At 69.5% G+C, this 24,002-nt stretch carries 23 protein-coding genes; 14 read left to right on the forward strand and 9 right to left on the reverse strand.

The window, feature by feature from the left end:
* Window positions 1-12: 12 nt before the first annotated feature.
* Entirely contained in the window at window positions 13-1,368 is a 1,356-nt protein-coding gene (locus ACRARE_RS15920; RefSeq protein ID WP_432657442.1) for an ABC transporter substrate-binding protein, read from the reverse strand.
* Between the two features lie 290 nt (window positions 1,369-1,658).
* Between ACRARE_RS15920 and ACRARE_RS15925 the strand changes: the two genes are divergently transcribed.
* The 5 genes from ACRARE_RS15925 to ACRARE_RS15945 all read left to right on the forward strand — a co-directional run bounded on the left by ACRARE_RS15925 (window position 1,659) and on the right by ACRARE_RS15945 (window position 8,205).
* Complete coding sequence (locus ACRARE_RS15925; RefSeq protein ID WP_432657443.1) at window positions 1,659-2,588, forward strand: L-lactate dehydrogenase; 930 nt, start codon at window positions 1,659-1,661, stop codon at window positions 2,586-2,588.
* A gap of 189 nt (window positions 2,589-2,777) precedes the next feature.
* Window positions 2,778-3,263 (forward strand): NUDIX hydrolase, encoded by a 486-nt coding sequence (locus ACRARE_RS15930; protein ID WP_432657444.1) that lies wholly within the window; start codon window positions 2,778-2,780, stop codon window positions 3,261-3,263.
* Window positions 3,260-4,816 (forward strand): inorganic phosphate transporter, encoded by a 1,557-nt coding sequence (locus ACRARE_RS15935; protein ID WP_432657445.1) that lies wholly within the window; start codon window positions 3,260-3,262, stop codon window positions 4,814-4,816. Before ACRARE_RS15930 ends, ACRARE_RS15935 begins: the two co-directional genes overlap by 4 nt.
* A gap of 167 nt (window positions 4,817-4,983) precedes the next feature.
* Complete coding sequence (locus ACRARE_RS15940; RefSeq protein WP_432657446.1) at window positions 4,984-5,568, forward strand: hypothetical protein; 585 nt, start codon at window positions 4,984-4,986, stop codon at window positions 5,566-5,568.
* 36 nt (window positions 5,569-5,604) lie between these two features.
* Window positions 5,605-8,205, forward strand: a complete 2,601-nt coding sequence (locus ACRARE_RS15945; RefSeq protein WP_432657447.1) for a methyl-accepting chemotaxis protein — start codon at window positions 5,605-5,607, stop codon at window positions 8,203-8,205.
* Window positions 8,206-8,660: 455 nt separating this feature from the next.
* On the opposite strand, the gene metG is transcribed toward ACRARE_RS15945, so the two are convergent.
* From metG to ACRARE_RS15960, 3 genes are all read right to left on the reverse strand, one after another.
* Window positions 8,661-10,373 carry a methionine--tRNA ligase gene (metG, locus tag ACRARE_RS15950; RefSeq protein ID WP_432657448.1) on the reverse strand — a complete coding sequence of 571 codons (1,713 nt, stop codon included), beginning with the start codon at window positions 10,371-10,373 and terminating at the stop codon, window positions 8,661-8,663.
* 167 nt (window positions 10,374-10,540) lie between these two features.
* Window positions 10,541-11,296, reverse strand: a complete 756-nt coding sequence (locus ACRARE_RS15955; RefSeq protein WP_432657449.1) for an SDR family NAD(P)-dependent oxidoreductase — start codon at window positions 11,294-11,296, stop codon at window positions 10,541-10,543.
* A gap of 205 nt (window positions 11,297-11,501) precedes the next feature.
* Entirely contained in the window at window positions 11,502-12,719 is a 1,218-nt protein-coding gene (locus tag ACRARE_RS15960; RefSeq protein ID WP_432657450.1) for an MFS transporter, read from the reverse strand.
* 186 nt (window positions 12,720-12,905) lie between these two features.
* Between ACRARE_RS15960 and ACRARE_RS15965 the strand changes: the two genes are divergently transcribed.
* Entirely contained in the window at window positions 12,906-13,952 is a 1,047-nt protein-coding gene (locus tag ACRARE_RS15965; RefSeq protein ID WP_432657451.1) for an aldo/keto reductase, read from the forward strand.
* Between the two features lie 98 nt (window positions 13,953-14,050).
* Here ACRARE_RS15965 and ACRARE_RS15970 read toward each other — a convergent pair whose 3' ends face one another.
* Window positions 14,051-14,908, reverse strand: a complete 858-nt coding sequence (locus tag ACRARE_RS15970; protein WP_432657452.1) for a helix-turn-helix domain-containing protein — start codon at window positions 14,906-14,908, stop codon at window positions 14,051-14,053.
* A 122-nt stretch (window positions 14,909-15,030) separates the two neighbouring features.
* On the opposite strand from ACRARE_RS15970, the gene ACRARE_RS15975 reads away from it, so the two are divergent.
* Genes ACRARE_RS15975 through ACRARE_RS15985 form a run of 3 tightly spaced genes read left to right on the forward strand, consistent with a single transcriptional unit; the run spans window position 15,031 to window position 17,020 of the window.
* A complete protein-coding gene (locus tag ACRARE_RS15975) occupies window positions 15,031-15,213 on the forward strand; it encodes a DUF2061 domain-containing protein (RefSeq protein WP_432657453.1) in 183 nt (60 codons plus the stop codon).
* A complete protein-coding gene (locus tag ACRARE_RS15980) occupies window positions 15,206-16,120 on the forward strand; it encodes a fatty acid desaturase (protein ID WP_432657454.1) in 915 nt (304 codons plus the stop codon). Before ACRARE_RS15975 ends, ACRARE_RS15980 begins: the two co-directional genes overlap by 8 nt.
* A gap of 15 nt (window positions 16,121-16,135) precedes the next feature.
* Window positions 16,136-17,020: an EamA family transporter gene (locus ACRARE_RS15985; protein ID WP_432657455.1), complete on the forward strand. Its 885-nt coding sequence runs from the start codon at window positions 16,136-16,138 to the stop codon at window positions 17,018-17,020.
* On the opposite strand, the gene ACRARE_RS15990 is transcribed toward ACRARE_RS15985, so the two are convergent.
* Window positions 17,013-17,759, reverse strand: coding sequence for an NUDIX hydrolase (locus ACRARE_RS15990; protein ID WP_432657456.1), 747 nt, complete (start codon window positions 17,757-17,759; stop codon window positions 17,013-17,015). The two genes, ACRARE_RS15985 and ACRARE_RS15990, sit on opposite strands and share 8 nt — an antisense overlap.
* A 43-nt stretch (window positions 17,760-17,802) precedes the next feature.
* A complete protein-coding gene (locus ACRARE_RS15995) occupies window positions 17,803-18,300 on the reverse strand; it encodes a DUF983 domain-containing protein (RefSeq protein ID WP_432657457.1) in 498 nt (165 codons plus the stop codon).
* Between the two features lie 395 nt (window positions 18,301-18,695).
* Here ACRARE_RS15995 and ACRARE_RS16000 point away from each other — a divergent pair, with 395 nt between their 5' ends.
* The 4 genes from ACRARE_RS16000 to ACRARE_RS16015 all read left to right on the forward strand — a co-directional run bounded on the left by ACRARE_RS16000 (window position 18,696) and on the right by ACRARE_RS16015 (window position 21,273).
* Window positions 18,696-19,349, forward strand: a complete 654-nt coding sequence (locus ACRARE_RS16000; RefSeq protein WP_432657458.1) for an EF-hand domain-containing protein — start codon at window positions 18,696-18,698, stop codon at window positions 19,347-19,349.
* A gap of 178 nt (window positions 19,350-19,527) precedes the next feature.
* Entirely contained in the window at window positions 19,528-20,118 is a 591-nt protein-coding gene (locus ACRARE_RS16005) for an RNA polymerase sigma factor (RefSeq protein WP_432657459.1), read from the forward strand.
* Window positions 20,115-20,660, forward strand: coding sequence for a hypothetical protein (locus tag ACRARE_RS16010; RefSeq protein WP_432657460.1), 546 nt, complete (start codon window positions 20,115-20,117; stop codon window positions 20,658-20,660). Before ACRARE_RS16005 ends, ACRARE_RS16010 begins: the two co-directional genes overlap by 4 nt.
* Window positions 20,661-20,664: 4 nt before the next feature.
* On the forward strand, window positions 20,665-21,273 hold the full coding sequence (locus ACRARE_RS16015; RefSeq protein ID WP_432657461.1) for a periplasmic heavy metal sensor: 609 nt from the start codon (window positions 20,665-20,667) through the stop codon (window positions 21,271-21,273).
* A gap of 13 nt (window positions 21,274-21,286) precedes the next feature.
* On the opposite strand, the gene ACRARE_RS16020 is transcribed toward ACRARE_RS16015, so the two are convergent.
* Window positions 21,287-22,804, reverse strand: coding sequence for a GGDEF domain-containing response regulator (locus ACRARE_RS16020; RefSeq protein ID WP_432657462.1), 1,518 nt, complete (start codon window positions 22,802-22,804; stop codon window positions 21,287-21,289).
* A 180-nt stretch (window positions 22,805-22,984) separates the two neighbouring features.
* Between ACRARE_RS16020 and ACRARE_RS16025 the strand changes: the two genes are divergently transcribed.
* Window positions 22,985-23,281, forward strand: a complete 297-nt coding sequence (locus ACRARE_RS16025; protein WP_432657463.1) for a DUF3572 domain-containing protein — start codon at window positions 22,985-22,987, stop codon at window positions 23,279-23,281.
* A gap of 63 nt (window positions 23,282-23,344) precedes the next feature.
* Here the strand turns inward: ACRARE_RS16025 and ACRARE_RS16030 are convergent, their stop codons facing one another.
* On the reverse strand, window positions 23,345-23,803 hold the full coding sequence (locus ACRARE_RS16030) for a MarR family winged helix-turn-helix transcriptional regulator (RefSeq protein WP_432657464.1): 459 nt from the start codon (window positions 23,801-23,803) through the stop codon (window positions 23,345-23,347).
* Window positions 23,804-24,002: the final 199 nt, after the last annotated feature.

Raw genomic sequence — 24,002 nt, forward strand, 5'->3', positions numbered from 1 at the left:
GGGCGCGGACGTTCATTTGACGACGATCTTGTCGCCCAGGGCGGCGGTCACGTCGGCGCGCACGGTCTCGACCGCCTCGGCCACCGACATGGTGCCGGTCCAGGCGTTTTCCAGACCCTTGTACATTGCCGTCCAGTAGGTGCCGAAATCGGCATCGTTGGGGATGGCGTTCACATAGGGCAGGAAGCCTTCGGAGGCTTCGGTCAGCCAGCGGCTTTCGGCGTAAAGCGGCACCGACACCTCGGCCTCGCCAATCGCCAGGTGACCCGATTCCACCGCGTGCATGGCGTTCAGGCGCGGCTCGGAGGCGATCGAGATCAGCTCGGCGGCGATCTGGGCCTCTTGCTCGGTGTTGCCCGCGCCCATCAGATAGACCAGCGGATGGGTGATCGAGTTGGCGCGGCCGGTCTCATTGCCCGCCGGGATCAGGGTAAAGGCGGTGGTGTCGAAGAAGTTCTCCATGCCGAAGGAACTGGTCCACTGGGCATAGTGCCAGGAGCCGCCATGCCAGGCGCCGGCCTGACCGCCGGACACGGCGCGGTGCCAGTCGTCCCATTCACGGCCCAGGTAGGATTGCGGCACGACGCCCATTTCCACCGCATCGACAAAGAACTGGTACATGCCGGTCAGCGCCTGGGTGTCCAGCAGCAGCTTGCCGGTGGCCTCATCGGTCATGGACCCGCCGAAGGACTGGTAGAACTGCCAGTAGTCGGGGCCGTTCTTCACCCGCGGCTGGAAGCCCTGACCGGCTTCGATCACGCCCGCGTCCTGCATGGCCTTCAGGTCGTCCAGCATGGTGTAAAGGGTATAGTCGCCGTCGATGACCCGCTGCGGCAGGGCCGCGACCTGGGCGTCGGTCCAGCCGATGGCCTTCAGGCCGTCGATGTTCCAGAACATGATGCGCGCCTCGGCATCCTGGGGAATGCCCCAGACCACGCCGTTATAGGTCGCCACGTCGATCAGCGAGGGGTAGAGGTCGTTCAGCGGCCACTGGTCGAAATAGACCCAGTCCTCGACCGGACGCAGGATGCCCGCCTGGCTCCAGGGGCCCAGATCCTCGTGGCCCGACACGATGATGTCCGGGGCGTCGCCGGATTCCGCGGCCAGGGTCACCGCCTGTTTGAAATCGTCCCAGCCGGACCAGGCCTGGCCTTCGATGGTGATCGTCAGATCGTCACCGCGCACGGCGGCTTCGCGCATCAGCTGCTCGGCGGCCAGCTTGATGTTGTCGATGCGGTAATGAGAGCTGTCGCCGGTGCCGCCGGACCAGACGGTCAGGGTGATATCTTCGGCGAAGGCGGCCACGGCGGTGCTGGCCAGAAGGGCGGCCGACAGGGTGGCGCGCTTGGAGAAAGACAGAATGCTCATGAGGGGGCGATGCCTCGCTTGTGGAGTGGGTCAGAGGAGTTGCACTCGTGTGCAAGGCCTCTCTAGCGGCGCTGCATGACGGTTTGGTGCGGGTTTCTTGTAGCTTTTGCGACGCGGCGCCCCGGGCGGGGCGGCGGGATGCCTGCGCAGGCGGCGGTGGCGCCCGGTAGGGGCCGGATCGGTGGGGCCATGCCCGCGCGCCCCGTGCAACTGGGCCGCGAAGCCCCTAGGCTGGGAACGAATGGTGCCGCAGGGATGGGGGCGCCGGTGTCAGCACGGGGAGACGGGACATGAAGGTCGGGATTGTGGGCGCGGGCATGGTGGGCTCGTCGGCGGGTTTTGCCCTGGTGCTGCGCGGTGTGGCCAGCGAGCTGGTGCTGGTCGATCACAACCCGGGCCTGGCCCGCGCCCAGGCCGAGGATATCGCCCATGCGGTGCCCTTCGCCCAGCCGACCCGGGTGCGGGCGGGGGGGTATGACGCGCTGGAAGGGGCCGAGGTGATCATCATTGCCGCCGGGGTGCCGCAAAAGCCCGGGGAAAGCCGGCTCGGCCTGCTGGGCCGCAATGCCCAGGTCTTTGGCGAGGTCATCGCCCAGACCAACCGCGTGGCCCGGGACGCGATCCTGCTGATCGCCTCGAACCCCGTCGACATCATGACCGAGGTGGCGCTTCAGGCCTCGGGGCTGCCTGCCTCGCGGGTCTTCGGCTCTGGCACCATCCTGGACACGGCGCGCTTCCGCTATCTGCTGGGGCAGCATCTGAACGTCGCGGCGCAATCGGTCCATGCCTATGTGCTGGGCGAACATGGCGACAGCGAGGTGCTGGCCTGGTCCTCGGCCCGGTCGGGCTGCGAGACGCTGAGCGATTTCGCCGATCAGGTGGGGGCGCCGATCACCGAGGCGGTTCGGGCCGAGATCGACCAGGCGGTGCGCCACGCCGCCTATCGCATCATCGAGGGCAAGGGCGCCACCTGGTACGGCATCGGCGCTGGTCTGGCGCGCATCGTCCAGGCCATTCGCGACGACCAGCGGGCGGTGATGACCGTTTCCGCCCGGGTGGCCGAGATCGAGGGGATCCACGACGTCACCCTGTCGCTGCCCCGGGTGGTGGGGCGCGCGGGCGTGGCCGAGACGCTGATCCCGCATCTGTCCTATGCCGAGGCCACCGCCCTGCGCGCCTCGGCCGAGATGCTGCGCAAGACCGCCGCCGAACTGAGCTGACCGCGCAGCGCCGGGCGGGACTGCGGCCTGCCTGTGCCCCTTGTCCCCCCGGGGAAAGGCAAATGCCGCTCTGTTGCACTTTGGCGTCCTTTCCTGCTAGACAACGTTTTCGCCGGCCCGCGAAATGTCTTTGTTACCGCGCCACGCCTCTGTTTTTCGTATTCCGCGCCGATAACGGTGATCCGCCCGATGCTCGCTCCGCTCTGGACTTCTTATATCCGCCCGCTTCTGGGACGGCCTGCCCGGGTGCAGGTGGCGGCGCTGTGCCATCAGGGCCGGGGGGCGGATCTGCGCATCCTGCTGATCACCTCGCGCGATACCGGTCGCTGGGTGCTGCCCAAGGGCTGGCCGAAGCGGGGCCATGACGCCGGGGGCACGGCGCTGGAAGAGGCCTGGGAAGAGGCCGGGATCAAGCCTGCGGGCCGTCCCGTCGCCGTCGGCCATTACCATTACGACAAGCGCCTGGATGGGGGGCTGCCCCTGCCGACGCGGGTCGAGGTCTTTGCCATCCCCGTGCCCGCGCTGCTGGACGACTACCCCGAGAAGGGTCAGCGCCGCCGCGTCTGGATGACCCCGGCCGAGGCCGCCGCCTCGGTGGCGGAACCCGAGCTGGCCGAACTGCTGGCGGCCTTTCCCCGCCGGGCGGCAAAGCTGGCCGCCGAGGCGTCGCGGTGAAGGGGTCTTTGGCCCCCTTTACCGGGCGGCAGGGGCGTCGTGACCGGGCCGAACGGGCCGACTGGGGCACGCTGGATCGCGACCTCGACCGCATGTCGCTGCTGGAAGCCGGGGCGATGCACCAGGCGCGGCCCTTGCTGGGGGCCGGGCTGGCCCTGGCCTTTATCGTGCTGGCGGTGCTGGTGGCGGCAAGCCTGGGCGGAACCGGGCCGGGCGGCATCGCCATCATCACCGCGGCGGCGCTTGGCGCCTATATGGCGCTGAACATCGGCGCCAATGACGTGGCCAACAACATGGGCCCCGCTGTGGGGGCGGGGGCGCTGCCGATGGCCGGGGCCATCGCCCTGGCGGCGTTGTTTGAAAGCGCGGGGGCGCTGATCGCGGGCCATGACGTGATCGAGACCGTGTCGCGCGGCATCCTGCGCTCGGGGCAGGTCGCCTCGACCGGCAGTTTTCCCCTGGCGATGATCGCCGCCCTGATGGGCTCGGCCCTGTGGGTGAACCTGGCCACCTGGCTGCGGGCGCCGGTCTCGACCACCCAGGCGGTGATCGGCGGGGTGCTGGGCGCGGGCGCGGCTGCGGTCGGGCTGGGGGGGGTGCAATGGCCCACTGTGGGGGTCATCGCCTCTGGCTGGGTGCTGTCGCCGCTGGCCGGCGCCCTGGCCGCCGCCGCGATCCTGGGCCTGCTGCGCTGGCGCGTCCTGTACGTGCCCGACAAGATCGCCGCCGCGCGTCGCTGGGTGCCGGTCCTGCTGGGTCTGATGGCCGGATCCTTCACCGCCTATCTGCTGCAAAAGGCGCCGCCCTGGTTCCTGGATGTCGAGATCCCGCGCCTGACCACCGGCCTGGCCGGGCTGGTCGTGGGTCTTGTGGCCTGGGCCGCCGCGATCCCCACCATCCGCCGCCAGTCGCGCGGGCTGGAGAACCGCCGCGCCGCGCTGAAGCCGCTGTTCCGGCTGCCGCTGATCTGCGCCGCCGCCCTGCTGTCCTTTGCCCATGGGGCCAATGACGTGGCCAATGCCGTGGCGCCGCTGGCCGCCCTGGTCGAGATGCAGCGCGCGGGCGGGCTGGATGCCACCACCGTGCCGCTGCCCTTCTGGGTGACGCTGATCGGCGCGGCGGGGATCTCGATGGGTCTGATCCTCTTCGGTCCGCGGCTGATCCGCCTGGTGGGGCGCGAGATCACCCGCCTGAACCCGCCGCGCGCCTTCTGCATCGCCCTGGCGGCGGCGGTGATCGTGCTGCTGGCGTCCTCGCTGGGCCTGCCGGTCAGCACCACCCATGTGACCATCGGCGGGGTCTTCGGCGTGGGGTTCTACCGCGAAGGGGTGACCCGGCTGCGCGCGCGCCGCGCCGAACGCGCCCAGGGGGCGGCGGCCAAGGGCGACAGCGGCCCGCGCGCCTTCCCGGCCGAGGAACGCCGCCGCCGCCGCCTGGTGCGGCGCTCGCATTTCCTGACCATCATCGCTGCCTGGCTGATCACGCTGCCCGCCGCCGCGCTGCTGGCGGCGCTGGCCTTCCAGGTGCTGCGGCTGCTGGCGCCCCTGGGCTGAGCCCGCCGCCGTGCTGCGCGCCGCGCCCGGGCCGGTGTGACCCCAGTGTGGGGCGCATTTTAGCTAAACGGTGGCCCCGGCGCCGCGCCAACTGAGGCGGGATTAAGCTGCGCGAAAGGCTTTGCCCCCCATTTTCCCGGTGAAACCATCCAGACCGGGGACTTCCGATGAACGCGCTTCAAGCTACCCTTGCCGCCCTGGCGCTTGCCGCCACTACCGCCGCACCCGCCGCCCAGGCCAACGACTACGAGGCCTCAATGCGCGACTACCTGGAAAGCGAGGTCCTGCTGTGGGTCTTCGACGGGGTGGTGATCGATGCCATCCGTGCCCAGAACGAGGCCCATGCGGGCATGACCCAGGCGCGGATCAACACCCTGGACGCGCAATGGCAGGAAGAGGTGGGCACGGCGAGCCACCCTCTGGTCGATCAGGTGCTGAACAATCCCGCCTCGATGTATCTGACCGTGCAGATGAACAATTCCGCAGGCGCCGTCACCGAGATTTTCCTGATGGATGCTCATGGGCTGAACGTCGCCGCCACCGGCCCCACCTCGGACTACTGGCAGGGGGACGAGGCGAAGTTCCGGGAAACCTACCGCGTTGGCCCCGGCGCCGTGCATGTGGGCGAGGTGGAACTGGATGAATCCACCCAGACCTATCAGGGCCAGGTGTCCCTGTCGGTGCTGGATCCCGACACCAAAGAGGTGATCGGCGCCGTCACCGTGGGGCTGAACGCCGAACTTCTGTACTGACCCGCGCCCTCTGATCCTGCAAACGGAGCACGCCAGATGACCGGCCCTTCCCGCGACGCCACCTTGCCGGGGGCCTTGCAGCCCCGCCCGATGCCCTTCTATCGCACCACCTTCTTTCGGGCGACGGCGATCGTGGCGGTATGCATCCTGCTGGTGGTCGTGACCTCGGAACTGATGGGGATGCGGCGGATGAAGGAAAGCATCCGCGACTGGACCGCCATCCGTGCGGTCGAGGCGACCCAGGGCCTGGCCGAGGGGCTGGCAGGGGCGATGAAGTTCGACCGCCCCGAGGCCGCGGAACCGGCGCTGGCGGGCTTCATCGACAACCTTGGCGCGGATGTGCTGGGGGCGCTGATCCTGCGCGCCGACGGGGCCGAAATGACCCGGCTGGGCGGGGCGGCGTTTGCCGCAGAGGCGGCCAGGGAACTGGGCGCCGCCGTGCTGTCCAGTGGCGCGCCACAGGTCGATCCGACAGCGGGCCTCTGGGCCTACCCGGCGCTTTACGGCGGGCAGGGGGACCCGGTCGGTGTGCTGGTCACCCAATGGACGCCCGAGCCGCGCATCGCCCAGGCCATGCGCGACTGGTTGCCCTCGGCGGCCTTCTCGACCGCTGTCTTCCTGGCGGCACTGCTGTTGGCGGCGGTGCTGTTCTATCGCAACCTGTCGCGCCCCTTGCGCCTGGTGGCCGACCAGATGAGTCAGGTTGCCCTGGGCGATTACGACGTGGCGGTGCATGGCGGGCGGCGCGGCGACGAGATCGGACGCATCGCCCGGCGCCTGGAGCGGTTCCGCGACGGTCTGCGCGCGGCGCGGGCCACGCAGAAGGAAAACGCCTTCAAAAGCGCGGGCGTCAGCAATTCCGGCTCGGCGCTGATGTTGCTGGACACCGACCAGTGCATCGCCTTTGCCAACCCGGCCTGTCACCGGCTGCTGGCCTCTTGCGCCCCCCAGATCCGCGCCGCCTGGCCGGGCTTCGATGCGACGAAACTGGCCGAACACCCCGCCGGGCGCCTGCCCGGGCTGGGCACGCCCTTGCAGGACATCCGCAACGGCCAGAAAAGCCTGCCCTGCGATCTGGATCTGCGCTGGGGCGAGGCGGTGATCTCGGTCTATGTGAACAGTGTCAGCGACGAGAGCGGCGAGCCGATCGGCTATGTCCTGGAACTGAAGGACCTGTCGGCCGAGAAGCTGAACGAGGCGGTGCTGAACGCCATCGAGACCCATCAGCTGCGGGTTGATTTCGACCGGGCGCAGAAGCTGACCAGCTGCAACACCCGCTTCCTCGACCTCAGCGGGCTGGCCCTGGCGGATCTGCGCGGCCTTTACGGGCCGGATCTGCTGAAATCCGTCGATGTCTCTGAGGAGGCCCGCACCGCCGCAGTGGCGCAGCTGCACAAGGGCAAGGCGATCAGCGGCAAGTTCAGGCTGCAAAAGGGCCAGGGCGAGATCTATGTAGAGGGCAGCATCAGCCCGCTGGTGGATCGCCATGGCGAGATCGAGCGGATGGTCTTCATCGGCTCCGACATTTCGCGCAGCTATGTCGCCATGCGCGAGGCCGAGCGCGAGCGGCGTGAGACCGCCGAACAGCAACAGAGGGTGGTGGATGCGCTGAAGGTGGGGCTGCGCAAGCTGGCCGATGGCGATCTGACCTCTTCCATCGCTCAGCCTTTCCGCCCGGAATACGAACAGCTGCGCAGCAATTTCAACCAGGCGGTCGAGGCCCTGCACGAGGCCATGGGCGCGGTGGTGCAGAACGCCAATTCCATCAGCGGCGAGGCGGGCGAGATCAGCAATGCCGCCGACGACCTGGCCAACCGCACCGAGAAACAGGCCGCTACCCTGGAAGAGACCGCCGCCGCGCTGGATCAGCTGACGGCCTCGGTGAAATCCGCCGCTGTTGGTGCCGATGAGGCCAGCCAGATTGCCGCCAGCGCCCAGAACAAGGCCGAGACCGGCGGCGCCGTGGCGCGTCAGGCGGTGGATGCGATGGATGCGATCAAGACCTCCTCGAAAGAGATCTCGAAGATCACCAGCGTCATCGACGACATCGCCTTCCAGACCAACCTTCTGGCCCTGAACGCGGGCGTCGAGGCGGCGCGCGCGGGCGACGCGGGGCGCGGTTTTGCCGTGGTGGCCACCGAGGTGCGCGCCCTGGCGCAACGCTCGTCCGAGGCCGCGCGCGAGATCAACCAGCTGATCACCGCCTCGGGTGGCCATGTGAAATCCGGCGTCGATCTGGTGGATCGCACCGGCGCCGCCCTGGGCGAGATCGTGACCTCGGTGGTCGATATCTCCAAACGCGTGGCCTCGATCGCCGCCTCGGCGCGGGAACAGGCCACCGGGCTGAACGAGATCAACGCGGCGGTCAACGACCTGGATCAGGTGACCCAGCAGAACGCCGCCATGTTCGAGGAAACCACCGCTGCCAGCCACGCCCTGACCTCCGAGGCCAACGCCCTGGTCGAGGCCGCCGGGCGCTTCCGCGTCGACACGCCGCGCGTCGGCGGCCCCCGCAAACGTGCGCGCGGGCGCGACGGGGCCGCCCCTCGGGCGACCCGCCCGGCCCGGGCCGCGACCGGCACCGATGGGGCAGGCGAGCCCCCCGCGGACAAGCCGCTGAACTGGGAAGAGTTCTGATCCGGCCTGGCCTTTGGCGCCGAAGGCTGGCGCAATGGGGGCACCGACAGAGCGATCCGCTGAGGGGGGGCAAGCAGCCCCCCATCCTACTGTCCGCGCTGTGGCGGTTGTCCGCTCGGTGCCTGCGCTTAGCCACGACAAGGACGAGTGGCCGACAAGGAAGAGTGGGCGGCAAAGCCGAAGGGGTGGCAAAGACGAAGGCGACACTGGGCGCTCTCGCGGTAGAGGCGGGCCAAAGGACCAGGGCAGGGAAGGGGCCACGCCCCATAATACCAGGGTCCTGCTGCGCCGAACCGCTGGGGGCGCGCGCCACAGAGCCGCTGGCCTCGCGCCAAGCCCCACAAGGGGCGCGGGCGCGCCCGCGCGGGCCTCGCCTTGTTGGAACATAAACCCTGAAGCGACATGAAAAAGGGGCCGCCGAGGCCGCCCCTTCGTCCTGCTCTCTCAGCCCGGGATCAGGCGCGAATGCCGCTGAACCGGGCCTGCCAATCCTCGCGCTCTTCATCGCTGATCTTGCGGAAGAGGTTCTCGGGCACGGTGAAGGCGGCCCCCGGCGCCAGGGCGCTCAGCGCCGCGGGCAGATCCTCGGGCCAGTCGAGGCTGTCGAGCTTCAGCGCCTCTTTCAGCACCTCCGAGGTATCGGGGATGAAGGGGGCAGACAGCACCGCGTAAAGGCGGATCAGGTTCAGCGACAGGCGCACGATGGCAGCGGCCTGCGCCGGGTCTTCCTTGAAGACCGCCCAGGGCGCGGCGGATTGCAGGTATTCGTTGCCCGCGGCCCAGATGGCGCGCAGCTCGCCCGCCGCCTTGCGCACCTCGATGGCGTCCATGTGGCCCTGATAGGCCGCCAGCCGCGTGGTCAGCTCGGCGATCAGCGCCTCTTCCGCCGCGCCATAGGCGCCGCCCTCGGGCACCACCTCGCCGAACTTCGAGCGGCAGAACTTGGTCACCCGGCTGACGAAATTGCCCAGCACATCGGCAAGGTCCTTGTTCACCGAGGCCTGGAAATTCTCCCAGGTGAACTCCGCGTCCGAGCTTTCGGGGGCGTGGCTCAGCAGCCACCAGCGCCAGTAATCCGAAGGCAGCACCTCCAGCGCCTGATCCATGAAGACCCCGCGCCCGCGCGAGGTCGAGAACTGGCCGCCCTCATAGTTCAGATAGTTGAAGGACTTGATGTAATCGACCAGCTTCCAGGGCTCGCCCGAGCCCAGGATGGTGGCCGGGAAGCTGAGAGTGTGGAAGGGCACGTTATCCTTGCCCATGAACTGGGTATAGGTCACGTCCCGGGCGCCCGCATCGGTGCGCCACCAGCGGGCCCAGTCGTCCCCCTTGCCCGCATCGACCCATTCCTGGGCGCAGGCGATATATTCGATCGGCGCGTCGAACCAGACGTAGAAGACCTTGCCTTCCATGCCCGGCCAGTCTGCGTCGCCCTTCTTCACCGGCACGCCCCAATCCAGGTCGCGGGTGATGCCCCGGTCCTGCAAGCCGTCGCCGTCGTTCAGCCATTTCTTGGCAATCGAGGTGGTCAGCACGGGCCAGCCTTCGCGGGTGTCGATCCACTTTTCCAGCTCGTCCTTCATGGTCGACTGGCGCAGGTAAAGGTGCTTGGTCTCGCGCATCTCCAGGTCGGTGGCGCCCGAGATGGTGGAATGCGGATTGATCAGGTCGACCGGGTCCAGCTGCTTGGTGCAGTTGTCGCACTGATCGCCACGGGCACTTTCGAAACCGCAGTTCGGGCAGGTGCCCTCGATATAGCGGTCGGGCAGGTAGCGGCCATCGGTGGGGCTGTACATCTGCGTTTCCGACACTTCGCGGATCAGCCCGCGCTCGGCCAGGACACCGGCGAAATGCTGGGTCAGCTTCTGGTTCTGCACCGAAGACGAGCGGCCGAAATGGTCAAAGCTGAGGCGGAAGCCCTCGGCGATCCTGGCCTGCACTGCATGCATCTCGGCGCAGTATTCTGCCACCGGCTGGCCCGCCTTGGCGGCGGCCAGTTCGGCCGGGGTGCCGTGTTCGTCGGTGGCGCAGAGGAACAGAACCTCATGGCCGCGCCCGCGCTGGTAGCGGGCGAAAAGGTCGGCGGGCAGCTGGCTGCCCACGAGGTTCCCCAGATGCTTGATCCCGTTGATATAGGGAATGGCCGAGGTGATGAGATGCCGCGCCATGGACGCCTCCTTGCGTAACTGGTCCCGTTCAGGTCTGACCAGCCTCATAGCCCGCGCGGCCCCGAATAAAAAGAGCCGCCGAGGGTCCGGCGGCTCTTCTCTTTGCGTGAAATATCCCGGGCGGAGGCCACAGGCCGGGGGCAGAGCCCCCCCGCCCAGACGCCGGGTCATTGTGCGGTATAGCCGCCGTCGACCAGGTGGTAGGAACCGGTGACGAAGCTGGCCTGCTCGGACAGCAGGTAAAGCACCAGCGAGGCGACCTCTTCCGGGCGGCCCAGACGGCCCACCGGGTGCATCCCGGCCAGCATCTCCATCGTGGCCTCGTCCAGGTTGTTGTCCAGCAGCGGCGTCTTGATATAGCCCGGCCCGACCGCGTTGACGCGCACGCCGTCCTGGGCGTGGGCGATGGCGGCGGCCTTGGTCATGCCGACCACCCCGTGTTTGGCCGCCACATAGGCGGGCGACAGCGGCGTGCCGACCGAGCCCAGGATCGAGGCCATGTTGACGATCGACCCGCCGCCTGCGGCAATGATCGCCGGGATCGCATAGCGCATCCCGTAGAAGACGCCGTTCAGGTTGATGCCGATCACCTGCTCCCAGCCGTCGATCGGATAGTCACCCGTGGGCGCCTGCGGCCCGCCGATACCGGCGTTGTTGACGATCCCGTACAGGCTGCCGGTCTTTTCGACGGCGAAATCGACCATCGCCTTGACCTGCTCTGCATCGGCCACGTCCAGGGCAAAGGCCAGGGCCTTGCCGCCCGCGGCGGTGATCTTGTCGGCCAGCGCTTGGGCCGGGGCCTCGTGCAGGTCGGCCACAACCACGGTGGCGCCCGAGGCGGCCAGCTCTTCACAGACCGAGGCGCCGATACCCGAGGCGCCGCCGGTGACGATCACGGTCTTGTCGTTGAAGGTCAGGTCCATCCCAGAACTCCCTTTTTTGAATGGGGCGTGCGAAAGGCACGTATACCCAAGGGGTAAGCCTGAACTGGCCAGTCTGGAATGATTCAGGTCAAACGCCCGTGTGACGGCGGGAATCCGCTGTCGCTGGCGTATGGACCGGGACCAGGACGGAGGCACCGGGGCGAAGGGACGCCGGTGCACAGGGGGGGCGGTTTCGGATGGGGGCCTAGCGCTCGCGCAGCCCGCGCAGCAGGCGGCCGACGACAAAGGTCGTGCGCGGGGCGTAGATATAGCTGGTGCGCCGTTCCGGGGCAGGGCGGGCGCGCATCCGCACCAGGCCGAACAGCAGCAGCGCGGCATGGCCAAGGGCCACCATGGCGTAGATCGCGGCGGGGCCGAACCCCTCGATCAACTGGGCGGCGATCCAGGGGGCGCCGATGGCGCCGATGGCATAGTAGAACAGCAGCGCCGCCGACAGCTCGGCCCGTTCGTCGCTGGCGGCAAAGTCATGGGCATGGGCCAGGGCCACGGAATAGACCGGATAGGTGGCCACGCCGAAGAAGAAGCCGTTGATCATCGCCGCCCGCGCCCCGTCGATGGTCAGCGCCGAGGCCAGGCAAGAGGCCATGGCCGCCAGCGAGATCCCGATCAGCACCCGGCGCCGGTCGAACTTATCCGCCAGCCAGCCGATCGGATATTGCACCAGCGCGCCGCCCAGGATGAACAGCGCCAGGAACCAGGCGATCTGCGGCGTACTCAGGCCGATTTCCTGGCCGTAGACCGGGCCGATCATGCGGAAGGTGGCCGCCGACAGGGCCGAGACCACCACCGCGAAGGCCGCCAGGGGCGAACGGCGCCAGGCCAGCAGCGGGCGCAGGCGCGGCGCCTGGGTCAGGGCGGGCTGCGGTGCGGTGCTCAGCGCCAGGGGCAGCAGGGCGGCGCAGCACAGGATGGCCAGCAGGTTGTAAGAGACGTAGGCGGCGGGCGACAGGATCCCGATCATCAGCTGCGCTACCAGCGAGGCAGACATGTCGGCGATCCGGTAAAGGCTGGTGATCCTGCCCCGGTCGGCGTTTTCCAGCCGGGCCATCAGCCAGCCCTCGATCACCGTATAGCAGCCCGCGACGCAGATTCCGCTGGCCACCCGCATCCCGGCCCAGGCCCAGGGGTCGACGACCATCATGTGCCCCATGAACCCGATAGCCCCCAGGGCGGTGAAGGCGGCAAAGCTGCGCGCGTGGCCGACCCGGCCCAACAGGCGCGGCGCCCCCCAGCATCCGACGAAAAAGCCCAGGAAATGGGCAGAACCCAGCAGGCCGATCTGCCCCCGGGTAAAGCCCAGCTCGATCCCCGACAGGGCGTCCAGCGGGCCGACGCCGCCGGCGGAAAGCTGTAGCAGGATGACGGAGAGGAAGAGGGCAGAGAGGCCGATAACGAGTCGCATGGCCCTTCCTGCGCCGGTGCACGCGCCCCGACCCGCCCGTTCGCGACATGCGTGCGGCGTATTTGGCCCGGGGGCGCGGCGGCTGGGGGCGGGTCGGAAAAATTGCCGTCACTCCCCTTGCGCCTCGCAGGAAAATGGTAACCCTCTGCGCCTATTGCATTAGAAACGGCGAAGACGGGACCAGATATGCGCAGGAACAAGCTTGGCCGCACCGGAATCGAGGTGTCGGAATATTGCCTGGGGTCGATGACCTGGGGCAACCAGACCCCCAGCCGAGAGGCGCACAAGCAGATCGACGCGGCGCTGGATCGCGGCATCGACTTCATCGACACCGCCGAGATGTACCCGGTGAATCCCGTCCGGGAAGAGACCATCGGCCGGACCGAGCGGATCATCGGGTTGTGGCTGGAGAAAAGCCGCGGCCATCGCGGGGACGTGGTGATCGCCACCAAGGCCACCGGCGCGGGCAGCGCCTTTGTGCGTGACGGCGCCGCCCTGACGCCCGAGACGATCACCGAAGCCATCGAAGGCTCGCTGCGGCGGCTGAAGACCGATTACATCGACCTGTACCAGTTCCACTGGCCCAATCGCGGCTCTTACCACTTCCGCAAATACTGGTCCTACGACCCCACGGGGATGGACCGGGCCGAGGTTCTGGACAACATGCAGGCCTGCCTGCAAGCGCTTGAGAAGGAACAGAAACGCGGCACGATCCGCGCCTTCGGCCTGAGCAACGAAAGCGCCTGGGGCATGGCCCAGTGGCTGCGACTGGCGGAGGAAGGGCACGGCCCGCGCGCCGCGACGATCCAGAACGAATATTCCCTGCTCTGCCGCTTGTTCGACACCGATCTGGGCGAGCTCTGCATGTTGGAAGATGTCGGGCTGATGGCCTATTCGCCCCTGGGCGCCGGGCTGCTGACGGGCAAATATCAGGGCCGCGCCAAGCCCCCGGGCTCGCGTATGGCGCTGAACGGTGATCTGGGCGGGCGGGCGACCAAGCGGGTCTTCCCGGCGGTGGATGATTACCTGGACGTGGCCTTCAAGCATGACCTCGACATGGTCTCGATGTGCCTGGCCTGGGCCGCGCAGCGCCCGTTCAATGCTTCGGTGATCTTCGGTGCCACCACGATGGAGCAGTTGGAACGGATCCTGGAGGGGCTGGACCTGACCCTGTCGGACGAGGTGCTGGCCGACCTCGACGCGGTGCATCGCGCCCATCCCATGCCCTTCTGACCGGGGCGGGGCCACCGCGCCCCGCCGCCTCAGGCAGTGCTTGAGCTTTGCCTTTCAAGTCACTGGGTGGAAAGAGGAATATCTTTCCGTCTGGCGCCTCAAACCCAGTCCTTCAGCTCGCGCAGATAGCCCGGCATATCGCGCGAGGCGACGCAGGCCTCGCGCAGCAGGTGGTCGAAGTGATCGGTGATCGCCTGCACCCGTTCGCGGTCGCGGAAGGCGATGTAGTTCTGGCCCAGGTACAGCACCGCCTGAAGCGGGCCGAAGATGGTGACCGGCGCCGAGAACAGCCGCCGCGCGTCAAACAGGTACAGCCGCATCCGGGGATAGAGGCTTTCCAGCAGATCGGCGAAGCGGTCCAACTGGTCGGCGCGGATGTCGGCGGGCAGATCGGCGTAATAGCCGGTGGCGGTGGCGAAGGCGATCATCTCGTGCCGGGGCAGGGCGATCTCGTAATCCGAACTGGAATTGCGCATCCAGGCCAGCCGGTCGGCCGAGGCGCCGATGGCCTGCTGGGTGGTGCGCCCCAGATGCGGCGAATATTCCCATTCCAGCAGGGCGGTACTTTTCAGCATGTCGGGCAGGGCGGCGGGCACATGGCGGATCTTGTAGCCCGCGGCCTCTTGGTGCCAGGCAAAGATCTGTTCGTCGATCAGCGCCCGGGCCGCCGCCGACAACCGGGTCGAGCTGGCCAGCAGATCCGCCGCCGTCTCGGGCCGTTCCGACAGGGCCAGCAGCCAGTCGGCCGAAACCCCCAGGGCGGCGGCGCATTCGGCCACCACCTGGGCATTGGGCAGGCGCGGGCTGTCCCCCGACAGCAGCTGCGAAATGGTCGAGCGGTCGACGCCGACGCGCCGGGCCAGGGCGCTTTGGCTCACGTCGCGGCGGGCCATCGCCTCTTTCAGGCGCTGGCGGAACTGGTCTGCGCGGGCACGTTTGTCGAGTTTATCCATCATCCTGTGAATTAAATCACATATTGGGAAATATGTTAACAGGATACGGAATTCCGCACCGGTTTGGCTGCCCCTACCTTCGTCTAGAAAGCGAGGGGCAGATGGAAACAGCGCAACGGAGCCTAGTGAAGGCCGTTCTTTGGACGGTGTTGGGGATCGTGATGATGAGCCTGGTGGGGCTTCTCTTCACCGGGTCGGTGGCCCTGGGAGGCACCATGGCGCTGGTGAACTCCGCCCTTGGGCTGGCAAGTTACCTGGTCTATGAACGGATCTGGGCGCGCATCCGCTGGGGCCGCCTTGATGGCTAAGGCCCTCGCGCGCGCCCGCCGCGCCGTCGAATGGCCCACCCTGTTGGCGCTGCTGCTGTGCTATGCGGGCTGGGCCCTGGCCACCACCTGGCTGGCGGATCTGGCGCTGCTGCCCGCCATCGCGCTGCTGGCGGTCTCGGCGGCGCTGCATTCCTCGCTCAGCCATGAGGCGCTGCATGGGCACCCGTTCCGCAGCCCGCTGGCCAATGCGGCCCTTGTCTTTCCCGCCCTGTCGCTGATCGTGCCCTATCTACGCTTTCAGGACACCCATCTGGCCCATCACCAGGACGAGATCCTGACCGATCCCTATGACGATCCCGAAAGCAATTTCCTGGACCCGGCCCATTGGGCGCGGCTGCCGCGCTGGCGTCGGGCGCTGCTGAGGGCCAACAACACCCTGCTGGGGCGGCTGACCCTGGGCCCGGCCCTGGGCACCCTGTCCTGGCTGGCGTCAGAGGCGCGCGCGGCCCTGCGCGAGCCCCGGGTGCTGCGCGGCTGGCTGTGGCATATCCCGGCCCTGGCGCTGGTGATCTGGTGGCTGGCGGCGGTGGCGACGATCCCGCTGTGGGCCTTCCTGCTGGGCAGCTACCTGTCGCATTCCCTGCTGAAGATCCGCACCTTCGCCGAACATCAGGCCCACGCCCGCCCCCGGGCCCGCACGGTGATCATCGAGGATCGCGGCCCCCTGGCCTGGCTTTTCCTGAACAACAACCTGCATGTGGTCCACCACATGCACCCCGCCCGGCCCTGGTACGACCTGCCCGCGCTTTACGCCGCCCGGCGCGCCCATTACCTGCGCCGCAACGAGGCCTACCGCTTTGCCAGCTACGCCGCGCTGTTCCGTCGCCATTTCCGCCGCGCCAAGGATCCGGTGCCGCATCCCCTCTGGCATCCGCCGGGGGAATAGGCCAAAGCGGGGTGAATGAGCCTTTGGATCCCCGTCACCCTGGCCGCCGTCCTGTTCCAGACCGCGCGCTTCATGTTGCAAAAACACCTGGCGACCAGCGGCCTCAGCGCCGGGGGCGCCACCTTTGCGCGTTTCCTCTGGGCCGCGCCGCTGGTCTGGGCCGCCTGGGGTGTCAGCGGGATCGGCCTGCCGCCGCTGCCGCCACTATTCTGGCTTTGGGCCGTGCTGGGGGGCGTGACGCAGATCCTGGCCACGGTGCTGGTGGTGCTGCTGTTCCAAAGCCGCAACTTTGCCGTCGGCGTCACCCTGAAGAAGACCGAGGTGCTGCTGACCGCGATGATCGGCTTCGTCCTGCTGGGCGAGGGGGTGTCGCTGCCCGCGCTGATCGCCATCCTGGGCGGGCTGGCGGGGGTGCTGGTGCTGACCAACCTGCCCGAGGGGCGGGGCCTGCTGGGCCGGGTGGCCACCCGCGCCGCCGGGCTGGGCCTGGCCTCGGGGGTCTTCTTTGCCCTGTCGGGGGTGGCCTATCGCGCCGCCTCGCTGATGGTGCCCGCAGCCCCGGGCGCGCGGGCGCTGGTCACCCTTCTGGTGGTGGTCAGCGCGCAGCTGATCCTGATGTCGGCCTGGCTGCGGCTGCGTGAACCGGGCCAGATCAGCCGGGTGATCGGCGCCTGGCGCGGCACGCTCTGGGTAGGGGTGACCTCGGTTGCGGGCAGTTTCTGCTGGTTCACCGCCTTCACCCTGCAAAACGCCGCCCTGGTCTATGCGGTTGGCCAGTTCGAGGTGGTGCTGTCGCTCTTGGCCTCGGTGCTGTTCTTCCGCGAGAGCGTTTCGGGGCGGGAATACTGGGGGATCGGGCTGGTCACCGCCTCGGTGCTGGCGCTGATCGCCCTCAGCTGACCCCGTCCAGGGGCGAGCGGCCCTTCAGCCGCCGGAACAGCTGCGCCTCTTCGCCTTGGGCGAAATAGGGCACGTTGAGGGGCGCCTCGTCGCTGTCGCGGGCGGCCACCTCGGCCAGGACCACCTCGGTGATGAAGGGCAGGTCGAAGGCGCGGGCCTCGGGCAGGGGGATCCATTGCAGATAGCTCAGCTCGTCCGAGGCGGCGGCGAAATCGTCCAGATCCCCGGCAATGGCGCGGTTGGCATCCAGGGTGAAGAAACGCGCGTCGAAGCGGCGCGGGCGGCCCGGCGGGGTGACGGCGCGAAAGACGAACCGCAGGGCCGAGGCATCGGGCACATGGCCCGTGGCGGCAAAGCTCTGCCAGTCGGCGGGGGCACCGTCCCAGGCGCCGGGGCGGCCCAGGACCAGGCCGGTTTCCTCCCACAGCTCGCGGATCGCGGCGGCGGCCAGGGCGGGCGCCAGGCCTGGGGCGCAATCCTCGGCCAGACGTTCGGCGCAAAGGGGGGGCAGGGGGGCGGCCAGGGGCACGGCGGCATCACCGGGATCGACCGCGCCGCCGGGAAAGACGAACTTGCCGGGCATGAAGGCCGCGCGGGCGCCGCGCTGGCCCATCAGGACCTCGCGCTGGCCGTCGCGGCGGCGCAGGGCAATCACCGTGGCGGCGTTGCGCAGCGCGGTCTTGTCCACCGGGGCGCCGCCCGATCCCGTGCCTGCGGCGCCTGTTTTCTGGTTCTGCATCCCGATCCCTCCCCGATCGGCACGGAGTGTGCGGCGGGGCGGGTTAGCCCCCGCGCTTGCCGAACCCGTGCATGTAGCGGGCCCATTGGAAGGCGACCATCGCGCCCTTGAGCCTTGGCAGAAGGTAAAGAGACAGGGCCACGGTGCCAATAGCGAAACCGGTGAACATCACCAGCGGCTCGGGCTGCCAGGCCATCCAGACCGATCCCATCAGCGGCGCCGACAGGTGGCCGACAATCAGGATGGTGATATAGGCCGGGCCGTCATCGGCGCGGTGATGGCTGTAGGTTTCCTGGCAGACCGGGCAATGGTCGCGCACCTTCAGATAGCCCTTCAGCAACGGGCCCGAGCCGCAATTGGGGCAGCGCCGCCGCCAGCCGCGCCGCAGCGCCGGTTTCAGCGGGCGCTCGGGCTGCGCCGTGGCGCGGCTGGCGGCGGCGGGGGGCTCTGCCGCGGTGGTTTCCGCCGGGATGGGGGCGGCCTGGGGTTCGGCGGCCAAGGGGGCAAGCCCGGTTTCGGGCTGGTCTGGCGTCTTCTGCATCTGTCGGTCCTCGGGCGCGGGGTACGCGCCGGTCTTTGTCACGGGTGTTGGCGCAAACATGGGGGATGGGGCCGCGCCTGGGAAGGCTCTGGGCGCGCTTGCGTCCCGATGTCGCAAATGATCGGTGGCAGAGTCATCTCTGCCGACGTGCATCGCTCATGCGCGCGTTCTCCTCCCTCGCGGGCGGCCCGGTGGCCCGGGCGCCGCTCTCTCTCCGGCCTGCATCCTAACGCCTTTGCGCCCCGCTGACAGGGCGGCGCCGCGCCGCAGGCGAAAAAAACTTTGCCCCCCGGCGACGGAAACTCCGGACGCCACCGTTTGATCTGTCATGAGGCGGCTGGCACAGCGCCCCGCCCACACCGCGCCCCAGAGGGGGCGCCAGAGGAGAGAACGACATGAAACGCATCACCCTGTTCGGCGCCGCTACCGCCATTGCCCTGACTGCCCTCGCCTCCGGTGCGATGGCCCATTCCAACGGTCCCCGTGCTGGCGGGGCAGGTGGCATGATGCAGCGCGGCCCGATCTTCGACTTCGCCCAGACCGACGCCGACGGCGACGGCAAGGTGACCATGGAAGAGATCATGGCCGCAGGTCAGGCCCGCCTGGACGAGGCCTTTACCGCGATGGACGCCGATGCCGACGGTTCGGTCACCAAGGACGAGATCACCGCCTTCATGGCGGCCCGTGCCGAGGCCGAGCGCGCGGCGCGCCGCGACCAGGCGGCCCAGCGGATGCTGGACTTCGCCGATGCCGATGACGACGGCGTGCTGACCAAGGACGAGGTCTTCCCGCAGCCCAAGGGCGACGGGTCCTTCTTCACCCGGTTCGACACGGATGAGGATGGCGCGATCAGCGAAGAGGAATTCGCCGCCGCGCAGGACCGGTTCCAGAAGCGCATGGGCGATGGCCCGCGCGGCCAGGGTCAGGGTCAGGGCGGTTACGGCCGTGAGCATGGCGGCCAGCGCGGCTTCGGTCGCGACCACGGCGGCCAGCGGGATGGCATGATGCCCTTCTTCTTCGGCCAGCCGCAACTGGCCCCGACCGAGTAAGGGCCAAGGCCCAAAGGGGCGGGCCCGCGTCCGGGCCCGCCCAAGCGGATCCGCGACCTCCCCCCGAGGTTGCGGGGTGTTCCGGCCCGAAACCGTGCTGCGTCCCTCAGTGGTTTCGGGCCGGGGCAGCAAGCCGCCAAGATGGACAGGGACTTGGGAAAGCGGTAGCCCGGCGGGTATGACTGACATGGCCTTCGACGATCCAGACGCGATACCGGATGACGCGTTGCTGGTGCTCTACGCCAATGGCGACGGGGCGGCGGCGCGTGTTCTGACCGCGCGGCTGGCGCCCCGGGTACTGGCCCAGGCGGCGCGGATGCTGGGGGATCGGGCCGAGGCCGAGGATGTCGCGCAAGAGGCGATGCTGCGCCTGTGGCGTATCGCGCCGGAGTGGCGCCAGGGCGAGGCCAAGGTCACCACCTGGCTGTACCGGGTGACGGCGAACCTGTGCACCGATCGCTTGCGGCGGCGGCGCGGCGGGATGGCGGATCTGGACTCGATTCCCGAGCCCGTCGATCCGGCCATGGGCGCCGATGAGGCGATCCAGACCCGGGCACGGATGGACGCGCTGCAAGAGGCGCTGAACCAACTGCCGGACCGGCAGCGCCAGGCGGTGGTCTTGCGCCATATCGAGGGGCTGGGCAATCCTGAGATTGCCGTGATCCTCGACATCAGCACCGAGGCCGTGGAAAGCCTGACGGCCCGGGGCAAACGGGCGCTGGCCCGCCTTCTGGCGGAGCGGCGCGAAGATTTGGGGTATGACGCATGACCGATCGTGACGACAGACTTTCCGGGCTGCCCGATGCGGCCCTCGACGCCCTCTTCGCCGAGGCGCGCAGCCAGCGGGCCGAGGCCGCCCGGCCAGAGCCCGACCTGCCGCCCGCCGATCCCGGCGGGCTGCCCGCCGGGCTGAGCGCGCGCATTCTGGCCGATGCCGACCACCTGCTGGGCGCGCGCGCGGCCGAGGCCGAAGCGGCCCGCGCCGCCGCCCGCGACCTGGCTCCGGCGCGGGGCTTTGCCCCCGGTCTGGTGCCTGCGGGCGCCGGGGCGACGGGGGGCCTGGGGGGCGCGATGATGCCCGGCGGTGGCCTGGGCCTTGGCGGTTTCTGGCAGCAGTTCAGCCGCGCCATCGGCGGCGTTCCGGCCCTGGCGGGGCTGGGGGCGGTGACCCTGGCGGGGCTCTGGCTGGGGCTGATGCCGCCGGTGGCGCTGCAATCGGGGTTCGACAGCGCCTTCGGCACCAGCCTCAGCGCCGACCCCTTCCTGGTGGACAGCGCCAGTGCCTATGAATTTCTGAACAACGATGGGTGACGAGATGAGCGATCCGAAAGACAACGGGCCGGGCCCGGAGGGGGCCACCCCGCGCCCCGGCGGCCCGGGGCCCGAGACGTCCCCGCCCGTTGCCGCGCCGCGGGCACGGATGTCGCGCGGGCTGCGGCTGTTGCTCTTCACCTCGCTGGCGCTGAACCTGGCGGTGGCGGGGCTGGTGGCAGGCTTCGTGCTGCGCGCGCCCTTCGACGGGCCGCCGCCGCGCCCGGACCGGGTGGCGGGGGCGCTGACCTTTGCTTTGTCCGATCAGGACCGGCGCGAGATCGGTCGCAGCGTTTTTCGCGAGCTGCGCAACGACGGGGTCGAGCGCCGCTCGCGCCGCGACGACTACGCCCGGATCCTGGGCGCCCTGCGCGCCGAGCCCTTCGACGTGGCAGAGGTCGAAAGCGTCCTGTCGGCTCAGTTGCAGGACAGCCTGCGCTTTCAATCCGCGGGCCAGCGCGCCCTGCTGGACCATGTGGCGGGCATGAGCGCCGCGGACCGCCGCGCTTTTGCCGATCGCCTGGAAGAGGGGCTGGCCCGGTTCGACGCCCGCAATCGCGACGGCCATGATCGCGACGATCACGACCGCATGGGGCCGTCGGCCCGGGATTGAGCGCTCGCCGCGCCTAACCGGAGCGGTCGCCGCGCCCCGTCGCCGACCAGAGCGGCAGGCTGTCGGCCTCCGCCTTCCTCTCGGCCCCGGTTTCCGTCGCGGCCAGGGGTTTGGGCGCAAGCGCCTCGCCCCGATCTGTCGCAGGCCAGCCGGGGCTGTGGCAGATCACCCGATCCCGCCCGGCATTCTTGGCCGCGTAAAGGGCCCGGTCGGCATCGGCCAGCAGGGCCTCCGGGCTGCGTCGCCCGGCCCGGCCCAGGGTCAGCCCGACCGAGATCGACAGCGGGATCGGCGCCCCCTGGGGCAGCGGCACCGGGCTGGCGGCCACCCGGCGGCGCAGCCGCTCGGCGCTGGCCAGGGCATCGTCGGGGGCGATGCCGGGCAGGATGGCCAGAAACTCTTCTCCGCCGATCCGCGCCAGCACGTCGTCCTGGCGCAGGTTGGTGCGCATCACCTCGGCCACGGTTTGCAAGGCCAGATCCCCCGCCGCATGGCCGTGGCGGTCGTTGACCCGTTTGAAATGGTCCAGATCGGCCACCATCACCGCAAAGGGTTCTGCCAGAGCGGCGCCCCGGCGGGTGATCTGCGCCAGCAGGGGCAGGGCATAGCGGCGGTTGTAAAGCCCGGTCAGCGGGTCGGTGATCGAGGCGCGCATCCCCTCGTTCAGGGCCCGGCGCAGCTTGCGGCGGCGCAACAGGCGGGCGCGCAGCAGGCGCAGGCGGGCGACGATCTCGGCGGCATCGAAGGGGCCGGTCATCACCGCCCCGGCGCCGATCTCGAACCCCTGGACCTGTACCCGGGGCCGGGCGCCCGGGGCGAACAGAAGCACCTCGCGGTCGCGCTGGTCGCCCTGGCTTTTTAACCGCGCCAGCAGGCGCAGGCACCGCGCCTCGTCCCCGGGCAGAAGGCCCAGCATCAGCAGGCCCGCGGGGTCGCCCGGATCGGTGTCGCCGGGGCCGGGGGCGGCGCTCAGGTCGCTGACATGCACCCGCAGATCGGGGGCGCCGCCCAGGGCGATGCGCCAGGCGCGGGCGCAGTCGGCGTCGGGGGCCAGCAGGCTGACCCGGGTGGGGGCGCGAAAGCGGCTGCGGTCCTCCGCCAGGCCGCTGAGGCCGGGCAGCTGGAGCGCGCTGTCGCGGGGGCGCAGGGTGTCCATCACCTCGCGGGCGCGTTCGTGGCTGCGCAGCCGGGCCTGGAACACCTCTTGCGGTTCGCTGCGTGCGATGACGTCATCGGCCCCGGCCACCAGCAGATCCGACCGCCCGGTCTGCGCCCCGGGCGCGGTCACCACCAGCAGCGCCGCCTCGGCCAGGCCCGGGGTGGCGCGCAGCCGCCGCAGCACGCCCGTTGCGGGGGCGCGGGCCAGGTCGTCGGCCACCAGCACCATCCCCGGCCCCCAGTCCGCCGCCTGGGCCAGGGCCTCGTCCAGGCCCTCGGCCAGGCGGATGTCGTAGAAGGCCCCGGCCAGCCGGGCCGCCAGGGTGATCCGGCGGGGCATGTCGTTGTCGAGGATGAGGATGCGTCCGGGCATTCGTGTCGGGATCCCGTGCTGGGGTCAGGAGAGGGCAGGGCGGCGCCCTGCGCGAGCGGTCAGACAGGGCTGCGTCCCCAACAGCCTTGCCTGCGCCATGAATTGGTGAAATTGGTTAAGAAACCCTTGCCCCCGCTCTGTCGGATTTGTGTCAGCCAGGCCCTGCCCATGCCCCCGTCGATGTCCCGCTCTGCCCCGATGTCCGCCGCCCGCGCCGAAGAGATCGCCACCGCCTGCCTGATCTGGCTGGCGGGCAATGAAGAGCTGTTGCCGGTCTTCATGGGGGCCAGCGGTCTGGCGCCCGAAGACCTGCGCCAGGCGGCGCAAGACCCGCATTTCCTGGGCTCTGTGCTGGATTTCCTGCTGATGGATGACGCCTGGGTCATGGCCTTCTGCCAGGCCCAGGGGCTGGCCTATGACCTGCCCGGCCAGGCGCGGCAGCTGCTGCCGGGCGGCGAACAGGTGCATTGGACCTGAACGCGCGGACGCAGGCCTAGGCCCCGTCGGGGGGGCGGAGGGCATCCGGTCATAACGAAAAGGTTACAGGTGGCTCAGCTGGGCCTCTTCGCCCTCGGCCAGCTTGCGCAGCAGGCGGCGCAGCTCGGCGGTTTCGGCCGGGCCCAGACGTTCGGCCATGACATCGCCATTGGCGCGGGCAAAGGGGGTGCCGATGCGCACCGCCTCGAACCCCGCCTCGGTCAGGTGGATCTGCCGGGTGCGGCGGTCGCCGGTGCCAGAACTGCGCGACAGCAGCCCCGCCTGTTCCAGCTGGCGCAGCGCCCGCGAGGTGGCGGTGCGGTCGATGCCGACGAACTCGGCCAGTTCCGAGGGCTGGGTCAGCCCCTCGTTCGCGACCCCCAGCAACAGGCACCAGGTGATCCGGGTCAGCCCGATCTCGCGCAGTTTCTCGTCCAGGCGGCGTTCCTGAAGGCGCGCTGTCAGCGACAGCCAGTAGCCAAGGGAGTCATGCAGCCGGTAGGGGGGGATCTCGCTCTCCATGGGCCCATCAGACTGAGCGGGAAGGGAAAGTCAAGCATTGCCCCGGCGGCGCCCGGGGCGCAGGGGCAGGGCGCGCAGCCAGGGCGGGTGCCGTCTGTGGGCGACAGGGGCGCAAAACCTGACCCCAGGCCCTGACTGGCCCTTGTGCCCGGGCGCCCGATGGCGCAGCTTGCGCGCCGGGATGCGGGGCCCGGTGAGC

The sequence above is a fragment of the Pseudooceanicola aquaeponti genome (genome assembly GCF_050897975.1).
Lineage (GTDB): Bacteria > Pseudomonadota > Alphaproteobacteria > Rhodobacterales > Rhodobacteraceae > Pseudooceanicola.

Excerpts from the sequence above, each read along its gene's own strand:
- metG (WP_432657448.1), bottom strand. The coding sequence starts at position 10,373 with ATGGCGCGGCATCTCATCACCTCGGCCATTCCCTATATCAACGGGATC.
- ACRARE_RS15985 (WP_432657455.1), top strand. The coding sequence starts at position 16,136 with ATGAGCCTTTGGATCCCCGTCACCCTGGCCGCCGTCCTGTTCCAGACC.
- ACRARE_RS16025 (WP_432657463.1), top strand. The coding sequence starts at position 22,985 with ATGTCCCGCTCTGCCCCGATGTCCGCCGCCCGCGCCGAAGAGATCGCC.
- ACRARE_RS15920 (WP_432657442.1), bottom strand. The coding sequence starts at position 1,368 with ATGAGCATTCTGTCTTTCTCCAAGCGCGCCACCCTGTCGGCCGCCCTT.
- ACRARE_RS15925 (WP_432657443.1), top strand. The coding sequence starts at position 1,659 with ATGAAGGTCGGGATTGTGGGCGCGGGCATGGTGGGCTCGTCGGCGGGT.
- ACRARE_RS16010 (WP_432657460.1), top strand. The coding sequence starts at position 20,115 with ATGACCGATCGTGACGACAGACTTTCCGGGCTGCCCGATGCGGCCCTC.
- ACRARE_RS16005 (WP_432657459.1), top strand. The coding sequence starts at position 19,528 with ATGACTGACATGGCCTTCGACGATCCAGACGCGATACCGGATGACGCG.
- ACRARE_RS16030 (WP_432657464.1), bottom strand. The coding sequence starts at position 23,803 with ATGGAGAGCGAGATCCCCCCCTACCGGCTGCATGACTCCCTTGGCTAC.
- ACRARE_RS15945 (WP_432657447.1), top strand. The coding sequence starts at position 5,605 with ATGACCGGCCCTTCCCGCGACGCCACCTTGCCGGGGGCCTTGCAGCCC.
- ACRARE_RS15995 (WP_432657457.1), bottom strand. The coding sequence starts at position 18,300 with ATGCAGAAGACGCCAGACCAGCCCGAAACCGGGCTTGCCCCCTTGGCC.
- ACRARE_RS16020 (WP_432657462.1), bottom strand. The coding sequence starts at position 22,804 with ATGCCCGGACGCATCCTCATCCTCGACAACGACATGCCCCGCCGGATC.
- ACRARE_RS16015 (WP_432657461.1), top strand. The coding sequence starts at position 20,665 with ATGAGCGATCCGAAAGACAACGGGCCGGGCCCGGAGGGGGCCACCCCG.
- ACRARE_RS15930 (WP_432657444.1), top strand. The coding sequence starts at position 2,778 with ATGCTCGCTCCGCTCTGGACTTCTTATATCCGCCCGCTTCTGGGACGG.
- ACRARE_RS15940 (WP_432657446.1), top strand. The coding sequence starts at position 4,984 with ATGAACGCGCTTCAAGCTACCCTTGCCGCCCTGGCGCTTGCCGCCACT.
- ACRARE_RS15990 (WP_432657456.1), bottom strand. The coding sequence starts at position 17,759 with ATGCAGAACCAGAAAACAGGCGCCGCAGGCACGGGATCGGGCGGCGCC.
- ACRARE_RS16000 (WP_432657458.1), top strand. The coding sequence starts at position 18,696 with ATGAAACGCATCACCCTGTTCGGCGCCGCTACCGCCATTGCCCTGACT.
- ACRARE_RS15960 (WP_432657450.1), bottom strand. The coding sequence starts at position 12,719 with ATGCGACTCGTTATCGGCCTCTCTGCCCTCTTCCTCTCCGTCATCCTG.
- ACRARE_RS15965 (WP_432657451.1), top strand. The coding sequence starts at position 12,906 with ATGCGCAGGAACAAGCTTGGCCGCACCGGAATCGAGGTGTCGGAATAT.
- ACRARE_RS15980 (WP_432657454.1), top strand. The coding sequence starts at position 15,206 with ATGGCTAAGGCCCTCGCGCGCGCCCGCCGCGCCGTCGAATGGCCCACC.
- ACRARE_RS15970 (WP_432657452.1), bottom strand. The coding sequence starts at position 14,908 with ATGATGGATAAACTCGACAAACGTGCCCGCGCAGACCAGTTCCGCCAG.
- ACRARE_RS15955 (WP_432657449.1), bottom strand. The coding sequence starts at position 11,296 with ATGGACCTGACCTTCAACGACAAGACCGTGATCGTCACCGGCGGCGCC.